Raw genomic sequence first — 25,565 nt, 5'->3', positions numbered from 1 at the left:
GTCAGCCGCCTCCGCGCGGTTCGGGTGCCTCGGCCTGGACGTACGCGGCGCGCATCACGTCCTCCAGGTCGGCCTCGTCGAGGGCGATGTCCGTCACCTCGTACCGCTCGATGACCCGCTTGAGCGCCTGGTGGACCGTCGGGGTGTCCGGACCGTCCTGAGCGTCCGGGCCGAAGACGACCTGCGGGCCCTCGCGGCGGAGCAGCGCGATGCCCGGGAGCGCCTCGACCTCGGCGTGCGGGTCGGCCAGTGTCGCCCTGACCTGCCAGGTCGAGCCGAACCGCTTCCTGATCTCGTCCAGCGTGCCGTCCAGCACGAGGCGGCCGTGGTTGACGAGGACGACCCGCTCGGCGAGCCGCTCGACCTCCGTCATGTCGTGGGTGGTGAGCAGCACGGTCCGGCCGCGCTCCTCGACCTGGTGGCGCAGGAACTCGCGCACCTGCTCCTTGACCACCACGTCCATCCCGATGGTGGGTTCGTCGAGGAACACCACCGGCGGGTCGTGCAGCAGCGCCGCCGCCAGGTCGCAGCGCACCCGCTGGCCCAGCGACAGATGCCGTACGCGGGTGTCCCAGAACGTGGACAGTTCCAGCAGGTCGTCGAACTCCTGGAGGCGTACGGCGTGTTCGGGCTTCGGTATCTCGTAGATGTCCCGGAGGATCGAGAACGACTCGCGCACCGGCAGGTCCCACCAGAGCTGGGTGCGCTGGCCGAACACCGCCCCGATGTTGCGGGCGTTGCGCTCACGCTCCTGGTACGGCACCACACCGGCGACGCGTGCCTCGCCGGACGTGGGAGTCAGGATGCCGGTGAGCATCTTGATGGTCGTCGACTTGCCGGCGCCGTTCGGCCCGAGCAGGGCCAGGAGTTCACCCGGCGCCACGTCGAAGGTGATGTCGGAGACGGCGTCCTTCGCGACCCGTTCCGGCTGGACGAGGGAGCGCAGCGCCCCGGTGAAACCGGGTCGCCGCACGGTGGTGTGGAAGGTCCGGGAGAGCCCGCGGACCTCTATGGAACCACTCACTCAGGGAACCTCCGAGAGCTCTTGCGACGCACGAACACGGCCGTCCGGCTGGGGAGCCGGACGGCCGTGTGACCGGTAACATCCTCAGCCATCGACTGCCGAGAAGACAACGGAGAATTCAGCGGGCTGAACCCGCAGCAGGTACTGCGGAAGCGCGCCCGGCCCGCAGGACTGCGAGCCGATGCCCTGCTGCCCGTGGTCGAGGTTGACCCAGACCGTGTCGCCCGGGGTCAGGTCGGTGAGGTGGTCGGCCGCGTCGAGCTGTTCGCTCGTCCAGCGGCGGGCCGTGAACCAGAACTCCGGGTCCCCGTCGATCCGCAGCCCGCCGAGCTCCGCCCAGCGGACGTCGGCACGGGCGCCGTTCTCCTGCGGGCGGAGATAGGGGGTCTGGAGGCCGTCGACCGTCGACTCCCAACGGCCCAGCGAGGAGGCCGATTTGGTGTCCGGGTACCCTTCGCCGGGGCCGCCGCCGAACCAGGTGACCCGGTCCGCGTCCGACAGTCCCAGCCGGATTCCCAGCTTCGGCAGGGGCAGCGTCCAGTCGCCCTCCGGGTCGACCGACACGGTCAGCTTCAGCTTGTCGCCGTCGGACGTCCAGCGGTACACCGTGTTGAGGCCCACCTCGGCCGCCGCGGGCGCCACCCGGGTCCGTACCGTCAGCGCGTTGTCGCCCGACTCGACGGAGTCCAGGCGGTGTTGCATCCGGTGCAGGCCCAGCTTGCGCCAGAGCACGCCGTAGCGGATGTCGGGCTGCCAGGCCGCGCCGAAGTCGTTGTCGGTGGGCGCCCGCCACACGTCCAGCCGCAGCTCCCGCACTTCACGGTCGCCGATGGACCGCAGCGCGCCCGTGCGCGCGTCGAAGGAGGCCGGGCCCAGGGTGATGACCCCGTCGGCGGAGACGGGTGCGGCCGAGGGGGCGACCGTCGGCAGCGGGCGTGCGGACGCCGGGAACTGGCCCCAGGCCACCGGGTGTCCCTCGGCGCCCCAGGACGACTCCTCGGCCAGCAGCGCCCGTACGGTCCACAGCGCCTCCGCGTCGCCGCGCGCGTCGGCGGGCGGCTCGGGGAGCTTCACGTCCGCCGACTCGCCGGGGGCCAGGGACGCGGGCACCGCCAGGGTGCCGGTCCCGACCGAGGTGCCGTCGACGTCGTACGACCAGGTGAAGGTGAGCGCGGACAGGTCGGCGAAGTCGTACGCGTTCGTCACGCGCACGGTCCCGTCCCCGGCGTCGCCCTCGATGCGGACCGGCTCGATCACCTTCTTGTACTCGACGAGCCCCGGTGACGGCGTCCGGTCCGGGAAGATCAGCCCGTCGCAGACGAAGTTGCCGTCGTGCAGCTCCTCGCCGAAGTCGCCGCCGTACGCGTAGCCGAACCGCTCGTCCTTGATGCCGTGGTCGATCCACTCCCAGATGAAGCCGCCCTGGATGCGGTCGTGGGCCTCGAAGATCCGCTGGTAGTCGGCGATGCCGCCGGGGCCGTTGCCCATGGCGTGCCCGTACTCGCACAGGATGAAGGGGAGCCCGCGCCGCTTCTGCGTGCCGCCGTCCAGTCCCTGGCCGATGCGCTCGGTCTCCGCGTGGTCGGCGTACATGCGGGAGTACATGTCGGTGTCGCGGCAGTCCCAGTCGCCCTCGTAGTGCACGAGCCGGGAGCTGTCGCGGCTGTGGATCCACTGGGCCATGGCGGTCAGCCCGCGTCCGGTGCCGGCCTCGTTGCCCAGCGACCAGATGACGACCGACGGATGGTTCTTGTCGCGCTCGACCATCCGGGACGCGCGGTCCAGGAGAGCTGGGGTCCAGCGGTCGTCGTCGACGGGGTTGTCGCGCCAGTTCTGCTCGGTGAAGCCGTGGGTCTCCAGGTCGCACTCGTCGATGACCCACAGGCCGTACTCGTCGCACAGGTCGAGGAAGGCGGGGTGCGGCGGGTAGTGCGAGGTGCGCACCGCGTTCAGGTTGTGCCGCTTCATCAGCAGCACGTCGGCCCGCATGGTCTCCAGGTCGAGGGTGCGTCCCTTCTCGGGGTGCCACTCGTGCCGGTTGACGCCCTTGAAGAGGATGGCCCTGCCGTTGACCTTGATGAGCCCGTCCGCCAGTTCGACGGTCCGGAAGCCGATGCGCAACGGCACCCGCTCGCCCGCGGTGACCAGCTCGCCGTCGTACAGGCGGGGCGTCTCGGCGGTCCACGGCTCGACCGCGACCGTCACCGGATCACCGGTCCTGACATCGATGTCCAACTCGGGGACGGTGACTCGCCCCTCGACGTCGGACTCGACGCGGAGCGTGCCCTCGCCGGTCGTGTGGTCGTACGAGGAGTGCACGAAGAAGTCGAGAACACTGGCCGGCGGCCGGTGCAGCAGGGTGACGTCGCGGAAGATGCCCGGCAGCCACCACTGGTCCTGGTCCTCCAGGTAGGAGCCCGCCGACCACTGGTGGACCCGGACGGCGAGGACGTTGCCGCTGGGCTTCAGCAGCTGTCCGACGGCGAACTCGTGCGCCAGCCGGGACCCCTTGAACTCACCGATGTCCGTGCCGTTCAGCCACACCCGGGCGCACGACTCGACGCCGTCGAAGCGCAGCACAGCCCCGCCGTCCGACAGGTCGGGCCAGTCGGACGGCAGGTCGAAGACGTGCAGGTGGTCGCCGGTCGGGTTCTGGGTCGGCACCCGCGGCGGGTCCACCGGGAAGGGGTAGAGGTGGTTGGTGTAGATCGGCGAACCGAACGCCCCGTCCCCCTGGAGGACCCAGTGACCGGGGACCGTCACCTCGGTCCAGTCCCCGGCGTCGAACCCCGGCTCGGCGAACGAGTCGTCCGCCCCGTCGGCGGTCGGCGACAGCCGGAAACGCCAACTGCCGTTCAGGGACAGCGAACCGGCGTCCGAGGACGCGTACCAGGCGCGGGGCGGAAGGGCCCCGCGGCCGGGTGAGACGTCTTCGACGTAGTCGGTCGCCGCGATGGACGCTGCCGTGGTGCGGAAGGACATCGGTCTCCAGGTATTGAGGGAAGGGTCAGCCCTTGATGCCTGTCTGTGCGATCCCCTGCACCAGCCAGCGCTGGAGGAAGAGGAACACGAACACCAGGGGCAGGATGGAAATAGCGGTCGCCATGAAGATCAGGTGGAAGTTGACCGTCTGGTTCGTCATGTACGAAGACAGTGCCACCTGCACCGTCCAGGCGCTGGGGTCCTGGCCGATGACCAGCGGCCACAGGAAGGCGTTCCAGCCGTTGATGAAGGTGATCGTGGCGATCGCCGCGAAGAAGTTCAGCGAGTTGGGTACGACGACACGCCAGTACGCACCCCAATAGCCGAGCCCGTCCACGCGCGCCGCCTCCTCCAGCTCCTTCGGGAACCCCAGGAAGTACTGCCGAAAGAGGAAGCAGGTGAAACCGCTGAAGAGGCCCGGGATGATGAGACCTCGGTAACTGTCCACCCAGCCGAGGGACGAGACCAGGACGAAGCTGGGCACGAAGGTCACGGCGGTCGGGACCATCAGGGTGGTCAGGACCAGGTAGAACACCTTGTTGGCGTGCTTGTAGGGGATGCGGGCGAGCCCGTACCCGGCGAGCGAGCACACCAGGAGGATGCCCGTGGTGTGCAGGACGGCGACGACCACGGAGTTCCACATGGACTGGGCGAAGTCCACGGTGACGTCGTTGAACGGCTCGGTGATGTTGCCCCACTGGATGTCGGTGGGGAACCACTTCCAGTTCTCGCCGGTGATCTCCGGGTCCGTCATCAGGGAGTTGCGGACGATCAGATAGAAGGGGAGCAGGAAGAGGAGGCCGGCGACTCCGGTCGCGATGTACAGACCGGTGTTGACCATGACGCCGCCGCGCTTGGACCTGCCCGGCTTCTTCTGCCCGATCTCGGGTGCTGTGGTGGTCACTTGCCCTCCTCACCCCTTCCGAAGCCCATGATCTTGCCCTGCAACAGGGTGACGACGCAGATCAGCATCGTCAGCACGACAGCGCCCGCGCTGCCCGCGCCGTAGTTCTGGTTCTCACCGAGGGCCATCTTGTAGAGCTCGACCAGCGGTGGCTGTCCCCAGGTGGCCTTGGAGAGCAGGTTGAAGAACTCGTCGAAGGCCTGGTAGGCCGCGACCAGCAGGAGCAGGATCACCGCGGTCGACGTCGCCCGCAGCTGGGGCAGCGTGATGTAGCGGAAGGTCTGCCAGCCCGGCTTGGCGCCGTCGATGGAGGCGGCCTCGTACAGCTCGCGCGGGATGTTCTGCAGCGCCGCGATGAACAGGATCATGTAGAAGCCCGACTGGAGCCACAGTCGCACGGTCACGATGACCAGCCAGTACCAGGGCGGATCCGGGGACGCGAGCCAGGCGATGTTGTCGACGCCGAACCAGCCGATGACGGTGTTGGCGAGGCCGAACCGCACCCCGTTGAAGATGGACATCTTCCAGATCAGCGAGGCGGCGACGTAACTGACCGCCGTGGGCAGGAAGAAGACCGACCGGAAGAAGGCGCGCATGAACCGCAGCCGGTTCACCAGCAGCGCCAGGCCCAGCGAGAGGGCCCAGGTGGCGGGGACGATGAACGCCGCGAACACGGTGAACGTGACGAGCGAGTTCAGGAAGTCGACGTCGGTCAGGACCTGCTTGTAGTTCTCGAAGCCGACGAAGTCGCTGGGTGTGACGGTGAAGCGTGCCTCGAAGAAGCTGAGATAGATGCTCCAGCCGATGGGCACGAAGACGAAGACGATCAGGCCGATGAGGAACGGCCCGGTGAAGAGCCAGAAGTTGAAGGTGCTGCTCGCCCGCAGGGCCCGCCTCGGCCGGTCGTTGGAGACCTTGGCCGGGGCGGGCTGGGCGACCCCGCGCGTGGTGGTGGTCGACATGTCGCAGTCCGTCCGGTGGGCTATCCGAAGAGCTTCTTGAGCTCGGTGTCGACCTTCTTCTCGCAGGCGTCGAGCTGGGCCTTCGGGTCGTCGTCCTTGCGCACGGAGTTGGCCATCACGTCGTTGACCGAGGCGATCATGGCCTGGGTCCAGCCGATGTTGTCGAAGTGGCCGAACTCGTTGAACAGCTTGACACCCTCGGCCGGCAGACCGGTCTTGAGCTTGGTGGCGCTCTGGGCGATCGACGTGCGCGGCGGGATGTGGAAGCCGTAGGAGGTGGCCCAGTCCTCCTGGTACTGCTTCTGGTCGATCCACAGCCACTTCACGTATTCCTTGGCCGCCTCGACGTTCTTGCCCTTGGCGTTGACGAACATCGACCAGCCGCCGTTGGTGACCGACTGCCTGCCGGCCGATCCGACCTTCGGGAAGGGGAAGATGCCGATGTCGTCGCCGAGCGCCTCGATCATGGCGGGCATGGCCCACATGCCGCACCACTGGATCGCCGTCAGGCCCTGGGTGAAGGCCGAGGGGTCCCACCAGTCGGTGGGGGCGCCGAGCAGCAGGTTGCCGCTGGTGAACAGGGTCCGCAGCTGCTTCAGTCCCGCCGCGACCTCGTCCGTGTTGAAGGCGGGCTTGTTGTCGGCGGTGAGCGTGTCGGCGCCGGCCGACCAGATCAGGTTGTTCTGGATCGGGGTGAGGTCGTTGCCGAGGTAGGCGCCCTTGATCTTGCCGGTCTTGAGCTTGGCGGCGGCCTCGATCAGCTCCTCCAGCGTGGTCGGCACCTCGACCTTGGCCTTCGCGAAGAGCGAGGGGCGGTAGAAGAAGAACTGCGGGTCGTCGATCATCCGGACGCCGTAGATCTTGCCGTCGACCGTGTGCGACGTGATGTCCGCCTGGTTGAAGTCGTCCTTGACCGGGTTGATGATGTCGGACAGGTCCGCGACCTGGCCGCTCTTGATGAGCTGGATCTGCGGGTGGAACTCGAAGACGTCGGGTGCGTTCTTGGTGAGCAGCGCGGCGAACAGCTTCTGTTCGAAGTTGGAGCCGGTGATCCACTGCGTGGTCACGTTGGCGCCCTTGTAGGCCTTCGCGTACTTCTTGATGGCCTGCTCGGTGCCCGCCTCGCCGTACGCGTGGAAGTACTGGACGAGCGCGTCGCCCGACCCGCCGCTGCTGCGGCCGGTGTTCCCGCCGCACGCGGTCAGTCCGCCGGCGGCTGCCAGACCCATGGCGGCCCGCAGAACGTTCCGGCGGTCCCAGTTGCTGTTGCTCAATGCCGACATGTGACGTCCTTGTCTCGAGTACGGCCGCGGCTCTGTCGCTTCAGCGCCAGATGGCTCAAATGAGGTTGCGGAGCGGGACGTTAACCTTCGGCTAAGGCTTCGGCAAGGGGTTGGACGAAGCCCGTTCGAAACGTTGCCGAGTGTTCGGCATGTCGGACGCGGCGGGGTCGCGGACCGCTGCGACGGCGGTTCGCGTGAGGCGGATCGAGGGTTGGCCCAGACCTATTTCAGTGGCACCGGACCGCCCCGCCGGGCTGCCGACGACCGCTGGGTCACCGCCGACAGGGCGCCTTCGAGGGCGAAGGTCGCCGCGCCCAGGCACACCGGGTCCCCCGGGATGGGGGAGAGGACGATCTCGGTGGCCGCCAGGGGCCGTTTCAGCGCGTGCCGGGCCACGGCCTCACGCACCTCGGCGACCAGCGGCTCGCCCAGTGTGGCCGCGACCCAGCTGCTCAGCACGACGATCTCGGGATTGAGCAGGTTCACCAGGTCGGAGATGCTCGCGCCCAGATACCGGGCCATGTCCCGGATCACCCTGACGGCCACCGGATCACCGGCGGCGACCCCACGGGCCAGCGCGTCGACGGTCGCCGTCTGGTCGTCGGGATGCAGCAGTGTGCCGCCCGGGTCCAGCTCCGCCAGGTTCAGCATGATCCCGGGCGCGCCGACATACGTCTCGACGCATCCGTGGTTGCCGCAGTGGCAGGGCCGCCCGTCCAGGACGAGGGTCGTGTGCCCCCACTCCCCGGCGCTGTTGCTCACCCCGCGGTGCACCGCGCCGCCGATCACGAGGCCGGCGCCGACGCCCGTCCCGAGGTTCACCACGACCGCGTTGGCGTGGCCGCGTACGGCCCCGAACCACAGCTCCGCCACGGCGCAGGCGCGCAGCGGGTTGTCGAGGTGCAGCGGATAGGCGATGTGCTCGGTGAGCAGGTCGAGGAGGGGCACGTCGTGCCAGTCCCAGTTCGGCGCGTACTCGGCGACACCGGTGACCCGGTCCACCTGCCCCGGCACGCTCACGCCGACGCCGAGGACGCGGGCGCCCTCGATCCCGGCCTGCGCGACCACCGAACCGACGGCCGTGATGACATGCCCGACCACCTGCTCGGGGCGGCTCTCGCCGGGGCGCATGTGCTCGGCGGCGCGGGCCAGGACGTTCAGCCCCAGGTCGAACAGCTCGACCCGGACGTACGTCTCCGCGATGTCGACGCCGATCAGCGCGCCGCCCGCCGTGTTGACGGCCACCAGTCCCCTCGGGCGCCCGCCCGCCGAGTCCTCGAAGCCGACCTCGGTCAGCATCCGCAGGTCGATGAGCTCCCCGACGAGGGTGGCGACCGTGGCGAGACTGAGCCCGGTGGCGGCGGCCAGCTCCTGCCGGGACGTCGGCGACTCGGCGATGATCTGGCGCAGCACCTCGTAGCGGTTCGCGGTGCGGATGTCACGTGATGTGCGCTTCACCACCGGGCTTGCCCCCTCGCCGTGCAGACCTCAGTGCAGACAGGCCGGAGCGCGACGGCACCGGCGCGGCGCAAGGCTATGGGCAGTGGGGGAGGTTCGACAAGGGGTTAGGAAAGGGGCTGAAGAAAGTCTCCGCGCACGTGGCGCCGTATCCGGCCCGGGGTCAGTCGCCGAGCGCCTCCCGTACGAACGCGTTCGTGAACTTCTTCGAGGGGTCCAGGAACGCCGCCAGCGCGACGAAGTCCGCCAGCTTCGGATACCGGCCGCGCACCACCTCCGCCGGCACGGTGAACACCTTGCCCCAGTGCGGACGAGCGCCGTACGGGTTCAGCGCCGCCTCGACCCGCCGCACCACCGGCAGCACCGCGTCGGTGTCCGCCACCCAGGTGAAGTGGAACGCCACACTGTCCCGCCCGTGCGCGGGGCTCAGCCACTGTGTGTCGGCGGCGATCGTCCGGACCTCGCACACCTGGAGCACCGGCGCGACGACGTCCCGGATCGCGTCGAGCGACCGCAGGGCGTCCAGGGCGTACGGGCGCGGCAGCAGATACTCCGACTGGAGCTCCTCGCCGCTGCTCGGCGTGAACTCCGCGCGGAAGTGCGGGAGCCGCTCGTGCCAGGGCCCCGGCACCCCGAACTGCTCGGTGCAGTTCACGGCCGGCATTCCCGGCACCGGGTGCATCGCCTCGGTGGCGGGCGCGGCCCACGGGAAGTCCGGCCGCGCCTGGTCGGTACGCCGCTTCAGCCACACCTGCCGGAAGCCCGGCGCACGCCAGTCCGTGAACAGGCTCACGCTGTACGCGGCGCCCGCCACGGCCTCGAAGTCCAGCCCGTCCAGAGGCAGTTCGGTGAACACGTACTGCTCGACCTCGTAGTCCGCCTCCAGGTCCAAGGTGAGGGCCGTGACGACGCCCAGGGCGCCCAGCGCGGTGACCGCGCCCTCGAACCGGTCCTCGCCCCGGGTGATCGTCACCGTCGAGCCGTCCGCCGTGACCAGCTCGACCTCGCGCACCGGGGCGGCCAGCGGACCGTTGCCCACGCCCGAACCGTGCGTACCGGTCGCCACCGAGCCCGCCACCGAGATGTGCGGCAGGGACGCCATGTTCGGCAGCGCGAGCCCGCGCCCGTGGACGGCCCGCGCCAGCTCCGCGTACCGGACCCCGCCCCCGACCCGTACCGTGCGGGCCGCCGTGTCGACGTCGACCTCCTGCTCCAGCCCGGCCAGCGAGAGCAGGACACCGCCGTCGCCCGGCTCGGCGATCTCGTTGAACGAGTGCCCGCTGCCCAGCACCCGCACCCGCGCGCTCCCGGCCACCAGCGTCCGCAGGGCGTCCAGGGAGCGCGGACGGTGCAGCTCCGTGGGCGTGTAGATGATGTTGCCCGCCCAGTTGGTCAGCGTCTCGGCCATGGGGTTCGTCCCTCCGCTCAGATGCGTCGACCCTCTCACGCAGTGGCGTGTGACATGCCCGAGGGGCCCCGCGGCCACGGACGCGCAGGCGGGGGCATACCGTGAGGAGTCGAACGCCGGATTACCGCCGGAGCTGGAGGAGACACGGGATGGGCAGCCGCACCGCGCTGGTCGAGGATCTGATGGAGCGCTTTCCGCACGTACCGCGGGAGGCCGTCTTCAAAGAGGACCTGCTCAGGGGTGGTGTGGCCTTCGACGCGTCGGCGCTCAGCGATACCGCCAACGAGGCGGCCGGCGACGTCAAACCGAAGTCGTACTTCATCTTCTCCTTCGACCACGGCACCCTCCCCGAGCTGGGCGAGGCCGCGCTGCGCCGCCCGCCGGAGGAGATCATCCTCACCGGCGGCCCCTACGACCTGCGCCGGACCGTCGTCTCGGTACGCGTGAACCCCGCCTCGCCCTACCGGGTGGCGGCCGACGAGCACGGCGTCCTCGGCCTCTACCTGGACGGCAAGCGGATCTCCGACGTCGGCGTGCCGCCGATGCCCGAGTACTACAAGCACAAGCTCTCCAACGGGAAGTCCGTGATGGAGGTCGCCCCCACCATCCAGTGGGGCTACCTCATCTACCTGACCGTCTTCCGGGTCTGCCAGTACTTCGGCGCCAAGGAGGAGTGCCAGTACTGCGACATCAACCACAACTGGCGCCAGCACAAGGCGGCCGGGCGGCCCTACACGGGCGTGAAGGACGTCGACGAGGTCCTGGAGGCCCTGGAGATCATCGACCGGTACGACACGGCGAAGGCCTCCACCGCCTACACCCTCACCGGCGGCGCGATCACCTCGAAGCTCCAGGGCCGTGACGAGGCGGACTTCTACGGCATGTACGCCAAGGCCATCGAGGAGCACTTCCCGGGCCGCTGGATCGGCAAGGTCGTCGCCCAGGCACTGCCGAAGGACGACGTACAGCGCTTCAAGGACTACGGCGTGCAGATCTACCACCCCAACTACGAGGTGTGGGACCGCAAGCTCTTCGAGCTGTACTGCCCCGGCAAGGAGCGCTACGTGGGCCGCGACGAGTGGCACAAGCGCATCCTCGACTCGGCCGACGTCTTCGGCGCGCGCAACGTCATCCCCAACTTCGTGGCGGGCGTGGAGATGGCCGAGCCCTCCGGCTTCACCACGGTCGACGAGGCCATCGCCTCCACCACCGAGGGCCTGCGTTTCTTCATGTCGCACGGCATCACGCCCCGCTTCACCACATGGTGCCCCGAGCCCACCACCCCGCTCGGCAAGGCCAACCCCCAGGGCGCGCCGCTGGAGTACCACATCCGTCTGCTCCAGGCCTACCGCGCCACGATGGACGAGTTCGGCCTCGACTCGCCCCCCGGCTACGGCGAACCCGGCCCCGGCCGCGCCGTCTTCTCCGTCAGCTCCTTCATGGACAGCCTGCCGGCCCGCGACCCGGCGCCGAGCGTCTGAAAGGACCGGAGGGACGGGAGGGTCTGAAGCGAAGGAGGGGAAGGAGGGGAAGAAAGGGGCCCAAGGTCTGAACGGAACGCCGCCGCGATCCGTATGGGGGGACGGTGGACATCCCTCCGGGGAACGAATCCGGTCGTTTTTCTCACCTCGGACCACCGTACGGCGAGCCCGCGTTGACATGTTGCGACATGTGGATACGTCGCTTGTCAGTTGTGCGGGAAACGTGAAAAGCTCGGGCTCCGTTTTGCAAAACGGTTCCCAACTCCCCTGTTCTGGGGGTCAGTTGACCTTGACGTTGGCGTGTGCAAGCCGTTGATGCTGGAGTCCCCCCATATGCCAGATCTGCCGACCCCTCAGGACGCCGCCGAAGCAGCGCTGTTCTCCGAGTGCTGGGACGCGGTCCTCTCGTACGCCGACCTGTGCACGTCCGGCGCGTCCGCCGGCACCGAACTGGCCGCCGAAGCGTTCACCCACGGTATCCACGCCGCCCGGGCCGCCGACTTCGGGGCCCGCAACACCGGGCGCCGCATACCCCGCCTGCCCTGGATACCCCTGCTGCTGGCGGCAGTTCGCAGTACTGCCGCGTCCTGGGAGGAGACCGGGCACGGCAACCATCTCGACCCCGACCTGCGGCTGTGGCTCAACTCCGACAAGGCCGCCCGGTACGTGGGGCCGCCGCTGCGCCGCCCGCTCGCCCTGCGCGCCCTGCGCGACATGCAGGAACCGGACGCCGCCCTGCTCTGGCTGGCGGAGGTGGAGGCGCTGCCGCTGCCCCAGGTGGCCCGTCGGCTCGGCCTCGATCCGGCCAGCGCCGCCGAGGAACTCGCCCAGGTACGCGTCCTGTTCAGGGACCGCTGCCAGCGCAACCTGCTCGACACCCCGCTGAGCCCCGACTGCCGCCGCTTCGCCCGGCTGCTCGACGCGGTCACCCGCTCACAGGGCGCCGAGGTGCCCGAGGACCTCTCCCGGCACCTCGCGACCTGCGTGGAGTGCGCCGAGGCCGCCGCCTGTCTGCGGCTGTACGGCGGGATCAGCGGGCTGTCCGCCGCGCTCGCCGGCGGTGTCATCGGCTGGGGCGGGCTCGCCTACCTGGAACGACGCCGCCGCGCGGCCGAGGCCGGTCTGCTCGGCGGGCGCTCCGAAGCGGGCATCAACACCGGTCTCACCATCGGGGAGTACCGCCCGCGCATCGGCCGTACGGCGATCCTGGTCGCCGCCGTCATCGTCTCCGGGCTGGCGCTCACGGTCTCGCTGATGCCCTTCGACGGTTCCACGAACGCCCCCTCCGCGAAGGGCGGCGTCACCGACGGGAAGCCCGTGATGGACCCGTCGCCCGTCCTGCCGTCCGGGCTGACCGTCCCCGCGGGCTCCACCCCGTCCCCGGCCCCCCGGCAGTCGGACGACCCGGACCCGAAGTCGTCCACGACACCCGCCGGCAAGCCCGACCCGGAGCCCCAGGGCACCTCTGTCGCCACCGCGCGCGGCGAGACGCCGAAGCCGAGCCCCGACGAGAGCGCACCGGCGTCCTGCGAGGTCGACTACGACCTCGTCAACGAGTGGCCCGACGGCTTCCAGGCCACCATCAGCGTCACCTCCGCGAAGGCCATCGACGGCTGGAACATCGCCTGGAGCTTCCGCGACGGCCAGCAGGTCGGCCAGATGTGGGACGCGAGCTTCTCCCAGGACGGCGCCCGCGTCACGGCCACGGCCGCCGACTACAACAGGTCGGTCGCGGCCGACGGCACGGTCTCCTTCGGGTTCCTCGCCAGCTGGCAGGGCAAGAACCAGGCCCCGTTCGACTTCACGCTGAACGGCAGCAGCTGCACCGGCTGAGCCCCCCCGCACCTGGGCCGGCCTGGTCCGTGGCGACACCGCCACGGACCAGGCCGGCCCGTTTCGTGCTGCGGGCGGCCCGGGGGCCCCAGGTCAGATCACCTCGGTCTCGCTCCGGTCGGCCCGCTCCCAGAGCGTGTGGAAACGGCCCTCGCGGTCGGTACGCCGGTAGGTGTGGGCGCCGAAGTAGTCGCGCTGGCCCTGGGTGAGGGCGGCCGGCAGGCGCTCGGCGCGCAGGGTGTCGTAGTACGACAGGGCGGCGGAGAACGCCGGGACCGGGACACCGTGCCGGGCGGCCGTGGCGACGACCTCGCGCCAGGGAACCTGGGCGTCGGCGATCTCGGCCGCGAATCCCTTCTCGGTGAGCAGGGTGACCCGGCGGGGATCGGCCTCGTACGCGGCCCGGACCCGGTCGAGGAAGGCGGCCCGCACGATGCAGCCGCCGCGCCAGATCCTCGCTATCGCGCCGAGGTCGATGTCCCAGCCGTACTCCGCCGACGCGTCCAGGATCATCTTCCAGCCCTGTTCGTAGGCGATGAGCTTCGACGCGTACAGGGCGTGCTCGACCAGGCAGGCGAACCGCTCCGCCTCGTACGCGGTGAGGTCCCAGCTGGAGCCGCCGGGCAGCTCCCGGTACGCGGCGCGCAGAGCCCGCTGGCCCGAGGCGGCGCGCGCGAAGGTGGCCTGGGCGATGGCGGTGACCGGCGAACCCAGCTCCAGGGCGGTCCGTACGGTCCAGCGGCCGGTGCCCTTCTGCCCGGCCGAGTCGGCCACCACGTCCACGAAGGGTCTGCCGGTGGCGGCGTCCGTGTGGGCGAGGACCTCGGCGGTGATCTCCATCAGGTACGAGTCGAGACGGCCCTTGTTCCACTGGCGGAAGACCTCGGCGATCCGCGCGGGTTCATAGCCGCCGACCTGGCGCAGCAGGTGGTACGCCTCGCCGATCAGCTGCATGTCGGCGTACTCGATGCCGTTGTGCACCATCTTCACGAAGTGCCCGGCACCGTCCGTGCCGACATGGGTGACACAGGGCTCGCCGTCCACCTTGGCACTGATCGTCTCGAACATCGGTCCGAGCGCGGCATACGACGCCACGGAGCCCCCGGGCATGATGCTCGGCCCGTGCAGCGCGCCCTCCTCACCACCCGAGACACCCACACCCACGAAGTGGATCCCGAGCCCGCGCAGCGCCTGTTCCCGGCGCCGGGTGTCGGTGAAGTGGGCGTTGCCGCCGTCGATGATCATGTCGCCGGGTTCCAGGAGCGCGGCGAACTCGTCGATCACCGCATCGGTGGCCGCCCCGGCCTGCACCATGATCATGAGCCGCCGGGGGCGTTCCAGGGCCGCCACGAACTGCTCGGCCGTCTCGGCCGGCACGAAGTCGCCCTCGTGCCCGAAGTCCTCGACCAGCGCCTTCGTCCTGGCGGGGGTCCGATTGTGGAGGGCCACGGTGTAACCGTGCCGGGCGAAGTTCCGGGCCAGGTTCCGGCCCATCACCGCCAGGCCGGTGACGCCGATCTGCGCGGTCGCCTTCATGGTGTGCTCCTTCGCTCGGTGCGGTCCCAACCGCCACACGATCAGTTACGGCTGGTGGGGCCCCAGTTGTTCAGCCGGATGCCGGGTGGTGTCGGGAGGGGGGCGCGCCGGGGGCGAAAGTGCTTTCTGCGACAGCAGTCGCGGGCCGGGTAGACCGCTGCAGGCGCGACGTCGCCACCGCCGGCGCAGGGGTGCGCGCCGACACGGGGTTCGTCACCCTGCCGGCCCATGCGCCGACGGCCCGGCGGTACGAGCCGCACGGCCGTGACCGCCCTGCCGGGCCCTGCCCCCGGCCGCCGTAGCATGGGCGGGCGCTTGCGCGAACCGGGTCGGAACTGGAGGCGGCACGCATGGGTATCGGGGACGGCACGGACTCCCTCGACGAAGCGGCGAACGTGTTCATGGCGGCGCGTCCCCAGCTCTTCGGCATCGCCTACCGCGTGCTCGGCAGCGCCACGGAGGCCGAGGACGTGCTCCAGGAGGCGTGGCTGCGGTGGCAGCACACCGACCGTGGCGTCGTCCGCGAGCCCAAGGCGTTCCTCGCCACCGTGACCGCCCGTCTGGCGCTCAACGTGGCCCAGTCCGCCAGGGTGCGGCGAGAGTCGTACATCGGCCCCTGGCTGCCGGAGCCGGTCGACACGCGCGCTGATCCGCAGCTGGGCGCCGAACGGGCCGAGGCGCTCGACACGGCGGTGCTCTTCCTGCTGGAGCGGCTCAACCCCGTGGAACGGGCCGCCTATGTGCTGCGGGAAGCCTTCGACTACCCCTACCGGCAGATCGCGGACATGCTGGAGACCAGCGAGACGAACACGCGCCAGCTGGTGAGCCGCGCGCGCAGGCACCTCTCGTCGGAGCGCCGCAAGCCTGTCGACACCACCGAGCACCGACGGCTGATGGAGGTGTTCCTCACCGCGGCACAGACCGGTGATCTGGCCGTGCTCGAAGACATCCTCTCCGAGGACGTGGTCAGCTACACCGACGGCAACGGACTGCGCGGGGCTTCAAGGTTCCCGGTCGTCGGCCCGGTGCACGTCTCCCGGTACCTTGCCGCCTTCGCCCCGCGTTTCTGGCCGCAGAAGGAGATCCACTGGGTGGAGGCCAACGGCGGGCCGGCCGTCCTCGTCACGGCCGACGGGACGGCCGTGGTCCTGCTGACCCTCGACATCTCGGATCGCGGCATCGAGCGGGCCATGTGGGTCATGAACCCGGCGAAGCTGGCACGTTACGCGGCTTCCCCGGACGGCGGCACCACGTCCTCCTCCTGAACGCCGCCGCACGCGTCACAGGAACGGCTGCTCGTCGGCATCCAGCCGTCCGCTGTCCGGGGCGCGTCGACGAGAGCGTGCGCTCACCTCGCATGCGGCACAGTCGCTGCGGCAGGTCGCAGCACGACAGAGGCACGCGGTGACCGGGCCGGTCCAGCGCCGTCGGCGAGGCGCCGAGCGGGCTGCACGGCGCCGACCGGCTCGGCGTCGGCCCTCGCGGAGGCGTGCACGGAGGTCGACGGACTCCTCGCCGCCGACGGCCCCGAGAACGTGCGCGTCCTGCAACGCGCCATCCGCGGCACCATGACCGAACACGCGGGCGTCGTACGCGACGAGGACGGCCTGCGGACCGGACCGGCGGAACTCGCGGCGATCGAGAAACGCATGGAGGCCGTCGGCGTCCACCCGGACACCGCGGGCCATCAGGACCTGGCGCACGCCTTCGATCTCAGGTCGGCCGCGCTCGCGGCCCGGGCCGTCCTCGAATCGGCGCTGGAGCGCCGCGAGACGCGTGGCTGTCACAACCGCAGCGACTATCAGGCCCGGATTCCGCTCCGCGAGTGAATCTCGTGTGGTCCCCGACGACGGGCGTCACCCGCGAGAGCATTCCGGCCGTTCCCGACGATGCATCCGCCCTGACGGAGGAAGTTCCGACCGCGGGGAAACTCGTCGAACGGGCGGTGTCACAAACAGAGCCCGTGCCCGGTCTCCACTGGTACAGGCAATCAAAGGAAACCCGAAAGGAATCCCGTCATGAAGGTCGTAGTGATCGGTGGAACCGGACTCATCGGCTCGAAGGTGGTCGCCGGGCTCGGCGCGCACGGGCACGAGGCGGTCGTGGCGGCGCCCAGCACCGGCGTCAACACGCTGACGGGCGAAGGGCTGGCCGAGGTCCTTCAGGGTGCGTCGGTCGTGGTCGACGTGTCGAACTCGCCCTCGTTCGAGGACCAGGCGGTCATGGACTTCTTCCGCACCTCGACGGCCAACCTGCTGAAGGCGGAGACCGAGGCGGGCGTCGCGCATCACGTGGCACTGTCCGTGGTCGGCACCGACCGCCTCCTGGGCAGCGGGTACTTCCGCGCCAAGCAGGCCCAGGAAGACCTGATCACGGCGTCCGGAAACCCCTACTCCATCGTCCACGCCACCCAGTTCTTCGAGTTCGCCAAGGGACTCGCCGACGGGGTCACCGAGGGCGACACCGTGCGCCTGCCCGACGCCAGGATCCAGCCGATCGTCTCCTACGACGTGGCCGTGGCCGTCAGCCGCACCGCGGTCGGGGCCCCGGTTGGCGGCGTGGTGGAGGTCGCCGGTCCCGAGGCGTTCCAGCTGGAGGAGTTCATCCGCATGGGGCTCAGCGCCCAGAACGATCCCCGCAAGATCGTCACAGACCCGAAGGCGACGTACTGGGGCGCCGAACTGGAGGAGAACACGCTCCTGCCGGGTCCGGACGCGCACATCGCCGGGACGAAGTTCGCCGACTGGCTCACGCGGCAGAAGTAGAGATCCTTTCGGGTGGCCCTTCCGGGTAAGGGCCACCCGAACCCTTTCTGAAACAGCTCGCCGGATTCCCTCGCAGGGCAATCGGAAATGTGTTGTCGGCCGCCCACGAGAATGCGGCGACAGCACATGGAGCACGATGACCAGAACCCATGAGCGACGCACCGACATCGCGGCGACCGTCATGGCACTGTTGGCGGAGCCCCATCAGCGTGGCGGTCCGGTGGGCACCGGGTGCGACTCCAAGAACCCTGCGGCCGACACGCCTCGGAAGAGCATGGGCTCGTCCGAGGGCGACAGGGCCTCCGCGACACACCTGCGGAACTTCGCCCAGGAGATCGTGGCCGGGGACCCACCGACGACGAGGAACATCGACAGATACGTTCCGACAGATACGTTCCGACGGCCGCCACCTGCGGCAGGAAGGGCTGACAGGTCGTGTACGGCGCGGGTCGGCGACCGGGACCCGCGCCTCGCCCGGACGCAGTTCCCTCCGCAGGCCCCGTGCGGTGCAGAGGCCCGCGCAGCCGCCGCCGACGATCAGAACCTTGCGCATGGGGTTCCCCTGCTTTGTTGTCCGTCGTCACGTAGACCGCGCGGGCCGCGCCCATGTGACATGCGCGCCGGGAAGGCCGCCGGATCCGGATGCCGCGGAGGGAACGCGGTGTGATGCGTCGTGCGCCCGATCGTGTGATGCGGTGACATCACGATTCTGCGAGGCACTTGCCCGCACCACGGTCGCTCGGCGAACTGGCGGACGCCCGGTGTCACCTGCGCGACGACGAACGTGTCTTCGCCCTCTCCCGGAGTCAGGGCGTCCTGCCCGCGTAGCCCCGGGCCATGGCCGGAGCACCTCCCGGCGTTCACGGACCCATGGTCGACGAGGCGTCCGCGGATCGCCGGTCAGGGACCTCCGGGGCTTCCTGGCGGGTCTGCCAGGTGGCCTGGACCAGAACCCGTTCGGTGCTCGCCAGGTGGACCGCCGTGGCAAGCCAGGCCGACGCGTAGTGGTCGGGGTCGGCTTCGTCGAGCCGGCCGAAGACGTCACGGGTGCGGCGGTCGGCCGCCGCGGTGAGGGCCGTGGCCAGGTCGGCTGCCGTGCGGAATCCCGTACGGCGCAGGGAAGCCGTGTCGCTGCCGAGATCGCCGCTGCGGGCGGGCTCGGCCACCGCACGGCGGCCTCCGGCGACGGACAGCTCGACCAGGCGCCGTACCCGCCACAGAGGCGAGTCTGCCAGGGGGTCGGGCGGGGGCCGGGTGAGCGCTTCGGCGGGCGGACCGGCGTCGGCGGGCCGGCCGGTGTCGGGGGGCGGGAGATGCGCGCCCTGGATGCGGTCGTAGCCGAGATCGGCGCGGTCCAGCCATTCCGGGGGCAGCCGGAGTGTCGCTTCGGTCCCCGGTACGGGGCCGACGGCGAGCGGGCGCAGGGTGGCCGCCCGGTCGGGGTCGAGCCGGCCGATCACGCGTATGCGGAGCCCGGGACGGGAGGCGAGCCGGCGGAGGTTGGCGGTGTGGGCGAGGTCGGGGTGGGCGTTGGCGGGGGCCAGCCGGATGAGGGGGCCGGTGGCGGCCGGCAGTTCGCGGGCCAGGAGGTGGTCACCGGAGGCGCCGACGACGACCAGGTCGCAGCCGATCGGCTCGCCGGTCGGTCCGTCCTGGCTGTCCTGGCCGTTCTGGCCCGGGCTCGTGGCGAGCCGTTCGGCGACGGTCTCGGCGAGCGGACGGGCGAACAGGGCGGCCAGCGGCCCCGAGGACCAGGGGAGGCCGGTCAGGGGAGTGGCCCGGACGCCCTTGCCGGAGCCGAGGCGGCCGTCCGGGGAGACGGTGGCCCCGGCGATCAGCAGTCCGCCGCGCGCGAGTCGGGCGTGGTTCAGCGTGGCCGGGCCGAGGGAGACGGGAGCCGTGGCGGCACCCCTGGCGCGGGCCGGGCCGCCGGGCCTGACGTCGGCGACGGAGAACCAGCGGCCGTCGTCGGTGACGAGGTGGGTGACCACGCCGCCGTAGCCCGTGGCGCTGATGACCGGTTCGCGGCAGACCCCGTGGACGCGCAGGCCGCCGTCGCCCGGCCGGTAGCCGCGGCGGACGGTGCCGATGAGGGCCGGATCGGGGTTGCCTGCCGCCAACAGGCGGGTGGTGAGCAGGAGTTCGCGCAGGGCGGCGACCAGGTCGGCCAGGCGATGGCCGTCGTGCCGGGCGCGGGCGGCGCGCAGGCCGCGTACGACGCGCAGGGCGGCGGCCTCGGCCCGGTACAGGCCGGCCAGGCGGGCCGTGTGGGCGGCCCGCAGCAGCTCGGCCTGGGGCACCGCCCCGGCGCCGGGCACCCCGGCGGCGAGGACCGCCGCGGCGGCCGACCACAGGCCGGAGGCCGCCGCGGTCTGGGCCGCGGTGAGGGCTGCGGTCACCGGCTGGGGGAGCGCCCGGGCCGCGACGGGCTCGGACGAGGACAAGGGCGGGGGCGCGGGTGTGGCCGCGCTCCCCGCCGCTGTGGCCTCTGCCGCCGTGGCCTTCGCCGCTGTGGCTTCCTCCGTCGTGACCTCCGCGTCCGCCACCGGGCAGGCGCCGAGGACGGCGGCCCGGTGCAGGCAGCGGGGTGCGAGCAGGCATGTGCAGCGGGCCTGGTCGGCGGCGGTGACCGTACCGGAGGGGCCGGGCGTCAGGGTGACCACGGCGTCCTCGCCGCAGTTGACGGACACGGTGTCGCCGTCGACAGCGGCGTGCACGGCGGCGTACTGCTCGATCGCCGCGTCCAGCTTCCTGCGCAGCCGGGAGGTCAGGCTCTCCACGGCGGCGGCCATCACATCCGGGGCGACGGGCGGGAGTTGCTCGTTCATCGGGGTTCTCCGCGGAGGCGGTCGCCCACCCAGCGGGCGAGGGCGAGTGGGCTGAGGGCGGCCACGGGCATTCCGGCCGCGACGAGTTGCTGGGCGACGGGCACCGAGTAGCGCGGGGCCCCGGTGTCGTCCAGGGCGGCGCAGCCCATCAGGTGGACACCGGACGCGGCCAGGGAACGCACCTCTCCGAGCAGCCCGCCCAGCGGATACCCCTCCTCGAAGTCGCTGACGACGACCACGAGGGTGCGGCTGGGCACCGTCACCAGCGAGCGGGCGTGCGCGAGCCCGGCCGCGATGTGGGTGCCGCCGCCGACCCGTACCTCCAGGAGGAGGGACAGGGGGTCGGTGACCCGGTCCGACAGGTCGATCACCTGGGTGGAGAAGGTGAGGAAGTGGGTGGAGAGGGTGGGTACACCGCCCAGTACGGCGGCGGTCAGCGCCGACCAGATGACGGACGCCTCCATCGAGCCGGACACGTCGACCACGAGAATCAGCCGCCAGTCCGCCTCGCGCCGGGACCGGGTGCTGAAGACCGGCTGTTCGGGAACGACGACGGTCCGGCCGTCGTCGAGCCGGCGGGTGTGGGCGAGGTTGGCCCGCAGGGTGCGGGGCAGATCGATTCGGCCGCCGCGGCGGCGGGTCGGGCGCGGGGTGGCGAGTCCGGTCAGGGCGGGGCGCAGCCGGGTGGCCAGCTCGCGGGCGAGTTCGTCGACCAGACGGCGTACGAGCGGCCGGAGCCGGGCGAGTTGCTGCTCGGGCATCCCTCCGGCGAGGGAGAGGACGGAGGCCAGCAGTTCGACGGAGGGGCGCACGGAGTCCGGGTCGAGCTGGGCGAGTACGTCGGTGCGGCCCGTGCCGGCGGCCCTGCCGAGGACCTCCTCCCGGACCTCGGCCCCGAACAGGGCGTCGAGTTCCCCGGCCCATTCGCGGGCGGTGGGGAAGGCCCCCTCCTGGCCGCCGCCGGTTGAGTCGCCGACGTCGGTGGCACCCTCGCCGCGCCCGGCCCCGTACAGCTCGTCGAGGGCGCGCGCGTAACGGCGGGCTCCGGCGGGGAGGCGGTCGGTCTCCCGGCCTAGCAGCAGCCGCCACCGGTCGACGGGACCGAGGCGCGGCTCCGCCGCGCCGACCGGTGGCGTCACGGGTGCCGTCACGGGGCCGGCCGGTACCGCGGGCCGCGTGAAGGCAGGCCCGGCGTCGGCCGGTGTTCCGCTCACGGTCGCCGGCTCAGTGTGCTCAGGCGGTGTCGCGGCCTCGCGCGGCTGCGCCGGTCCGGGTGCTCCTCCGGACGTGTCCGGGGCTCCCTGAGCCTCCCGTTGGGCTGAGCCGTCGGCACCGGGCACGCCGTCCGCCGGGAACGGCAGGCCCAGGGCGGTGAGGGCGGCCAGTCCGGCGGTGTCGGCGGCGGTCCACAGGGCGATGAGTTCGGGCGGGGCGGCCAGCGTGAGGTCGAGGCGGTCGCCCAGGCGTTCGGTGATGGTGTGCAGGAGGCGGTCGCGGGCCGCGGGGGAGAGGCTGTCGAAGCCGCCGCGAAGCGCGGGCAGGCGGTCCAGGAAGGCCTGGTCGGTGAGCCCGTCGATGCGGTCCAGCAGGGAGGTGAGGGTGGCGGGGGCCGCCTGGAGCAGCGGTCCGGCGGCGGCGAGCAGGCCGGTGAGCAGGCGTGCCAGGCGGTGGCGGCCGTCCGGGCCGGTCGCGGTGTCGATCCAGCCCGCGGCCCGGGCGCCGAGCGCGTCGGGGCTGTCGAGGTCGAGCAGGACCCTGGCCGCGAGCGCGGCCCCCTGGACGAGCGGGGAGCCGGTGCGCGCGAGTGCGCCCAGCGCGTCGTCCAGCCGCAGCCCGAGGCGGTGTTCACCGGCCCTGGCCGCCAGGGCGACCAGCGCGGCGGCGTCCTGCGGATCGTCGCTGCCGGCCAGTCCGGGCAGTGCCCGTACGGCGGCTTCGAGCAGGGTGACGGCCAGTTCGGCGGCCTGCCCGCGCCCCTCCGGCGTGGTGCCGGGCAGGTGGCCCCGGCGCAGCGCCTCCAACAGGTCGAGGGCGTCCAGCAGTTCGGGGAGGGTGGCGGCGGACGGGAGGACGACGGAGGCCTCGGCAAGGCGGTCGGCGACCAGATCCGGCAGGTCGCACCGGGCCGCGTCGCGCAGCCCGCTCAGGAGCTGTGCGCAGGTGGCGCCGCCGTCGGCCGTCTCGCGGCGGTACGTCTCGCGCAGCGTTCCGGCGGCGGCCTGGGCGGCGTTGACGCCGCGTACGCCCGCCAGGTCGAGCCGCGCGGGCACGGACGGGGTCCAGGCCAGCCGCCATCGTGTGGTGAGGGCGGACGCGTCCCCGGTGCCGGTCACCGCGACCGGCTCGCCGTATCCGATGCCGCACACCTGGAGTCGCTGGAGCAGGATCTCCCGTCCGCCGTCGAGTTCGGACCGCAAGGGGTCCAGGCGCATCTCACGGGGTTCCGCGCTGTCCGGGCCCGGCAGCCGCAGTGTGGCCAACTCCGCCTCCACCGACGGGCCGAGACCCGACCGGGGCGTGCCGGGCGCGATGCGTCCCCGCTCGGCACCGACCAGTACCGTTTCGAGCGCGCGGGCCAGCGCCCGGCCCCGGCCCAGCGGTTCGCCCTGGCCGAGCACGGTGGTCACCGCCTCCAGCAGTTCCCCCCGGCCGGGTGCGGGCAGGCCGCGCAGCCTGGCGAGGTCGCAGGCCAGTCGCAGGGTCTCGGTCGCCTCGCCCGTGCCCGCGGTGTGCCCGGCGGCCCGCATCTCCCGGCACAGCCCGGTGATCGCGCGGGCGGCGGCCTCGCGCACCCGGCCGGGGTCGCCGCCGGCCGTGAGAACCGCCTGCTGCCAGCGGGGGTCGCGGATTCCGGCGGGGTATCCGGAGCGCGAGTCCAGCAGATCGAAGGAGTACGGGACCAGCGAGGTGACCGGCGCCCGGCGCTCGGCCCCACTCGGCGTTCCAGGCGTTCGCGCCGTTCCCGTCGGGGCCGGCCGGGTCTCACCGGGCTCGTGGGGCGGGGTGTCGGCATCCCGCCCGGCGGGGAACGCGTCCGCCCCGGTCAGGGCCGGGGCGTGGAAGGCACCGACCACGGCTGCGACGCGACGGCCACCGGCGGCGGCCTCGGTGAGGACGCGGCGCATACGGGCCTCGCGGGCGAGGTCGGTGGCGGGGATGCCGCCGGTGGCCGCCGCGTCCTGGCGCAGGGCCCAGCCGACGCCTAGAGCGGCACGGCGGACGGCCTCGGGTGTGCAGCCGGGGGCGAGGACTTCGACGGCGCGGTCCCAGAGGTCGTCGCCGTCGCGCCCGGTACCGGCGGCGCTGAGACCATCGGCGTAGACGCTCCCGGTGTCGGCCGCCGGGGTGGGTGTGCCGGTGCCCGGATCGCTGCCCGTACCGCTGTTGCCACTGTCCCCACCGGGCGTCGCACCGCTCGCCGCCGGGACCGGCCCGGCCGGTGCTGACCAGCCCGCGTCGGCCAGTGGAAGATCGCAGCACAGCACGGTGGCACCGCGCTCGCGGGCCCAGCGGATCGCGGCGAGTTCCGGCGAGAAGTCGGCGAAGGGGTAGAAGGCGAGCCCGCCGTCCTCTCCGGCGCCCGCCACGGCCAGCGGGGCGACGGCGCGCGGGTCGGCGAGATGCGGCAGCCACCGCTGGAAGTCGGCCGGCAACTCGACGCACACCACCTCGGCCCCGGCGGCGTCCAGCAGCGCGGGCACGGCGGACGCCAGCGCGGGACTGTGGTGGCGTACGCCGAGAAGGTACGGCCGTACGGAGGCCGCGAGGGCCGCCACCGCCTCCCGGGGGTCGGCGTCGGGTGTCCTCGGCGGTGCGGCGGTCAACGCCGCCCGGTCGACGGTCAACGCAGGTTCTCCCGCAGGTCCCAGAGGCGGCGCCACATGGCGGAGCCGTCCTCGGCGCGGCGGCGGACCGGGCCGTCCCAGTAGCCGAGCAGGCGTCCGTGGTCGGCGGGGTCGTCCTTGCGTACGACGCCCAGGAGGTGCCCGGGTACCAGGTCGAGGAGATCCCCGGCGGGGAGGTAGGCGGCGGCCAGGCCCAGGGAGGCGGCGACCTGTACGGCCTCGGCGGTGGACATCACCGTGCCGGGCCGCTCGACGTCCCAGCCTTCGGCCGAGCGGCCGGAGCGCAGGTCGCGGAAGACGGTGACCAGCGCGTCCAGTACGGCGTCGTCCACGGCGAAGGCTGCACCGGCCCGCTGCACGGCGGCGGTGGCCTGGCCGCGCACGAGAGCGGTTTCGGCGTCCGCGTCGGCGATGGGATGGACGGTCTCGAAGTTGAAGCGCCGCTTGAGGGCGGCGGACATCTCGGAGACGCCCCGGTCCCGGAGGTTGGCGGTGGCGATGACGCTGAAGCCGGGTGCGGCGGGGACCAACGCGTCGGCGGTGCCCGCGAGTTCGGGCACGCTCAGGCGCCGGTCGGACAGGATCGACACCAGGGCGTCCTGCACCTCGGGCAGGCAGCGGGTGATCTCCTCGATCCGGGCGACCTGCCCGCCGCGCATCGCGGTCAGCACCGGGGACGCCACCAGGGCCTGCGGGGTGGGCCCCTGGGCGAGCAGCAGGGCGTAGTTCCAGCCGTAGCGGAACGCGTCCTCCGTCGTGCCCGCGGTGCCCTGCACGGTGAGGGCGCTGGTGCCGCTGACGGCGGCGGCCAGCAGCTCGGAGAGCATCGACTTGGCGGTGCCCGGTTCGCCGACCAGCAGCAGGCCGCGCTCACCGGCGAGGGTGACCACGCAGCGTTCCACCAGGGCGCGTTCGCCGACGAACTTGGGGGCGATGGCCAGCCGCGCGGGCAGCGTCTCGTGCGGTTTCGGCAGGTGCAGGGTCTCGCCGCCGCTGCCGCAGACGAAGGTGACCACGGCGCGCGGGGTCAGCGCCCAGCAGGGCGGGCGCGGACCGTCGTCGTGGGCGGCGAGGAAGGCGAGTTCGGTGGCGTGGCGCTCCTCGGCCGGCAGCGTCTGCCGGGCGGGGAGCGCTGTCGCCTGTTCCATCAGGGTCATGAGGTTCCTTGTGCTTCACGGATCACTGGGGTGCCGTACTGGGGTGCCGTACGGAAGTCGGGGTCTGGGGCGGGACGGGGTGCGGAGCCGGGCGGTCGG

Annotated in this window: 15 protein-coding genes and 1 pseudogene; 5 read left to right on the top strand and 11 right to left on the bottom strand. The window is 71.8% G+C overall.

Features of this window, described 5'->3' with window-relative positions; genetic code table 11:
• Position 1: 1 nt before the first annotated feature.
• The 7 genes from OG595_RS08000 to OG595_RS07970 form a co-directional block, all read right to left on the bottom strand.
• Complete coding sequence (locus tag OG595_RS08000) at positions 2-1,024, bottom strand: ABC transporter ATP-binding protein (RefSeq protein WP_329269412.1); 1,023 nt, start codon at positions 1,022-1,024, stop codon at positions 2-4.
• Between the two features lie 84 nt (positions 1,025-1,108).
• A complete protein-coding gene (locus OG595_RS07995; protein ID WP_329269410.1) occupies positions 1,109-4,006 on the bottom strand; it encodes a glycoside hydrolase family 2 TIM barrel-domain containing protein in 2,898 nt (965 codons plus the stop codon).
• A gap of 25 nt (positions 4,007-4,031) precedes the next feature.
• Entirely contained in the window at positions 4,032-4,910 is an 879-nt protein-coding gene (locus OG595_RS07990) for a carbohydrate ABC transporter permease (protein ID WP_329269406.1), read from the bottom strand.
• A complete protein-coding gene (locus tag OG595_RS07985) occupies positions 4,907-5,872 on the bottom strand; it encodes a carbohydrate ABC transporter permease (protein WP_329269404.1) in 966 nt (321 codons plus the stop codon). The genes OG595_RS07990 and OG595_RS07985 overlap by 4 nt, the downstream gene beginning before the upstream one ends.
• Before the next feature lie 20 nt (positions 5,873-5,892).
• Positions 5,893-7,155 (bottom strand): ABC transporter substrate-binding protein, encoded by a 1,263-nt coding sequence (locus tag OG595_RS07980; protein WP_329269402.1) that lies wholly within the window; start codon positions 7,153-7,155, stop codon positions 5,893-5,895.
• A gap of 222 nt (positions 7,156-7,377) precedes the next feature.
• Positions 7,378-8,613: an ROK family transcriptional regulator gene (locus OG595_RS07975; protein WP_329269399.1), complete on the bottom strand. Its 1,236-nt coding sequence runs from the start codon at positions 8,611-8,613 to the stop codon at positions 7,378-7,380.
• A 163-nt stretch (positions 8,614-8,776) separates the two neighbouring features.
• The gene (locus OG595_RS07970; RefSeq protein ID WP_329269398.1) at positions 8,777-10,021 is read right to left on the bottom strand and encodes an FAD-binding protein; all 1,245 of its coding nucleotides are present in this window, start codon (positions 10,019-10,021) and stop codon (positions 8,777-8,779) included.
• Positions 10,022-10,170: 149 nt separating this feature from the next.
• Here OG595_RS07970 and OG595_RS07965 point away from each other — a divergent pair, with 149 nt between their 5' ends.
• Entirely contained in the window at positions 10,171-11,502 is a 1,332-nt protein-coding gene (locus tag OG595_RS07965; protein WP_329269396.1) for a radical SAM protein, read from the top strand.
• Between the two features lie 333 nt (positions 11,503-11,835).
• The gene (locus OG595_RS07960) at positions 11,836-13,335 is read left to right on the top strand and encodes a cellulose binding domain-containing protein (protein ID WP_329269394.1); all 1,500 of its coding nucleotides are present in this window, start codon (positions 11,836-11,838) and stop codon (positions 13,333-13,335) included.
• A 93-nt stretch (positions 13,336-13,428) separates the two neighbouring features.
• Here OG595_RS07960 and gndA read toward each other — a convergent pair whose 3' ends face one another.
• Positions 13,429-14,871 (bottom strand): NADP-dependent phosphogluconate dehydrogenase, encoded by a 1,443-nt coding sequence (gene gndA / locus OG595_RS07955; RefSeq protein ID WP_329269391.1) that lies wholly within the window; start codon positions 14,869-14,871, stop codon positions 13,429-13,431.
• 350 nt (positions 14,872-15,221) lie between these two features.
• On the opposite strand from gndA, the gene OG595_RS07950 reads away from it, so the two are divergent.
• The 3 genes and pseudogenes from OG595_RS07950 (at position 15,222) to OG595_RS07940 (ending at position 17,636) form a co-directional block, all read left to right on the top strand.
• Positions 15,222-16,136 (top strand): RNA polymerase sigma-70 factor, encoded by a 915-nt coding sequence (locus OG595_RS07950; RefSeq protein ID WP_329269388.1) that lies wholly within the window; start codon positions 15,222-15,224, stop codon positions 16,134-16,136.
• Positions 16,137-16,322: 186 nt separating this feature from the next.
• A pseudogene (locus OG595_RS07945) lies at positions 16,323-16,810 on the top strand (succinate dehydrogenase); the annotation flags it as partial.
• Positions 16,811-16,889: 79 nt separating this feature from the next.
• Entirely contained in the window at positions 16,890-17,636 is a 747-nt protein-coding gene (locus OG595_RS07940; protein WP_329269386.1) for an SDR family oxidoreductase, read from the top strand.
• An 860-nt stretch (positions 17,637-18,496) separates the two neighbouring features.
• Here the strand turns inward: OG595_RS07940 and OG595_RS07935 are convergent.
• The 3 genes from OG595_RS07935 to OG595_RS07925 are packed head-to-tail and all read right to left on the bottom strand — an operon-like array spanning position 18,497 to position 25,466.
• Positions 18,497-20,464: a hypothetical protein gene (locus tag OG595_RS07935; protein WP_329269384.1), complete on the bottom strand. Its 1,968-nt coding sequence runs from the start codon at positions 20,462-20,464 to the stop codon at positions 18,497-18,499.
• Positions 20,461-24,309 (bottom strand): DUF5682 family protein, encoded by a 3,849-nt coding sequence (locus tag OG595_RS07930; protein WP_329269383.1) that lies wholly within the window; start codon positions 24,307-24,309, stop codon positions 20,461-20,463. Before OG595_RS07930 ends, OG595_RS07935 begins: the two co-directional genes overlap by 4 nt.
• A complete protein-coding gene (locus OG595_RS07925) occupies positions 24,306-25,466 on the bottom strand; it encodes an ATP-binding protein (protein WP_329269381.1) in 1,161 nt (386 codons plus the stop codon). The genes OG595_RS07930 and OG595_RS07925 overlap by 4 nt, the downstream gene beginning before the upstream one ends.
• Between the last annotated feature and the right edge of the window lie 99 nt (positions 25,467-25,565).

The organism is Streptomyces sp. NBC_01451 (genome assembly GCF_036227485.1).
Lineage (GTDB): Bacteria > Actinomycetota > Actinomycetes > Streptomycetales > Streptomycetaceae > Streptomyces.
This window is presented reverse-complemented; position numbering and strand designations above follow the sequence as displayed.

Coding starts and splice junctions, on each gene's coding strand:
- OG595_RS07965 (WP_329269396.1), top strand. CDS start 10,171: ATGGGCAGCCGCACCGCGCTGGTCGAGGATCTGATGGAGCGCTTTCCG.
- OG595_RS07940 (WP_329269386.1), top strand. CDS start 16,890: ATGAAGGTCGTAGTGATCGGTGGAACCGGACTCATCGGCTCGAAGGTG.
- OG595_RS07980 (WP_329269402.1), bottom strand. CDS start 7,155: ATGTCGGCATTGAGCAACAGCAACTGGGACCGCCGGAACGTTCTGCGG.
- OG595_RS07935 (WP_329269384.1), bottom strand. CDS start 20,464: ATGAACGAGCAACTCCCGCCCGTCGCCCCGGATGTGATGGCCGCCGCC.
- OG595_RS07995 (WP_329269410.1), bottom strand. CDS start 4,006: ATGTCCTTCCGCACCACGGCAGCGTCCATCGCGGCGACCGACTACGTC.
- OG595_RS07985 (WP_329269404.1), bottom strand. CDS start 5,872: ATGTCGACCACCACCACGCGCGGGGTCGCCCAGCCCGCCCCGGCCAAG.
- OG595_RS07960 (WP_329269394.1), top strand. CDS start 11,836: ATGCCAGATCTGCCGACCCCTCAGGACGCCGCCGAAGCAGCGCTGTTC.
- OG595_RS07950 (WP_329269388.1), top strand. CDS start 15,222: ATGGGTATCGGGGACGGCACGGACTCCCTCGACGAAGCGGCGAACGTG.
- OG595_RS07970 (WP_329269398.1), bottom strand. CDS start 10,021: ATGGCCGAGACGCTGACCAACTGGGCGGGCAACATCATCTACACGCCC.
- OG595_RS07925 (WP_329269381.1), bottom strand. CDS start 25,466: ATGACCCTGATGGAACAGGCGACAGCGCTCCCCGCCCGGCAGACGCTG.
- gndA (WP_329269391.1), bottom strand. CDS start 14,871: ATGAAGGCGACCGCGCAGATCGGCGTCACCGGCCTGGCGGTGATGGGC.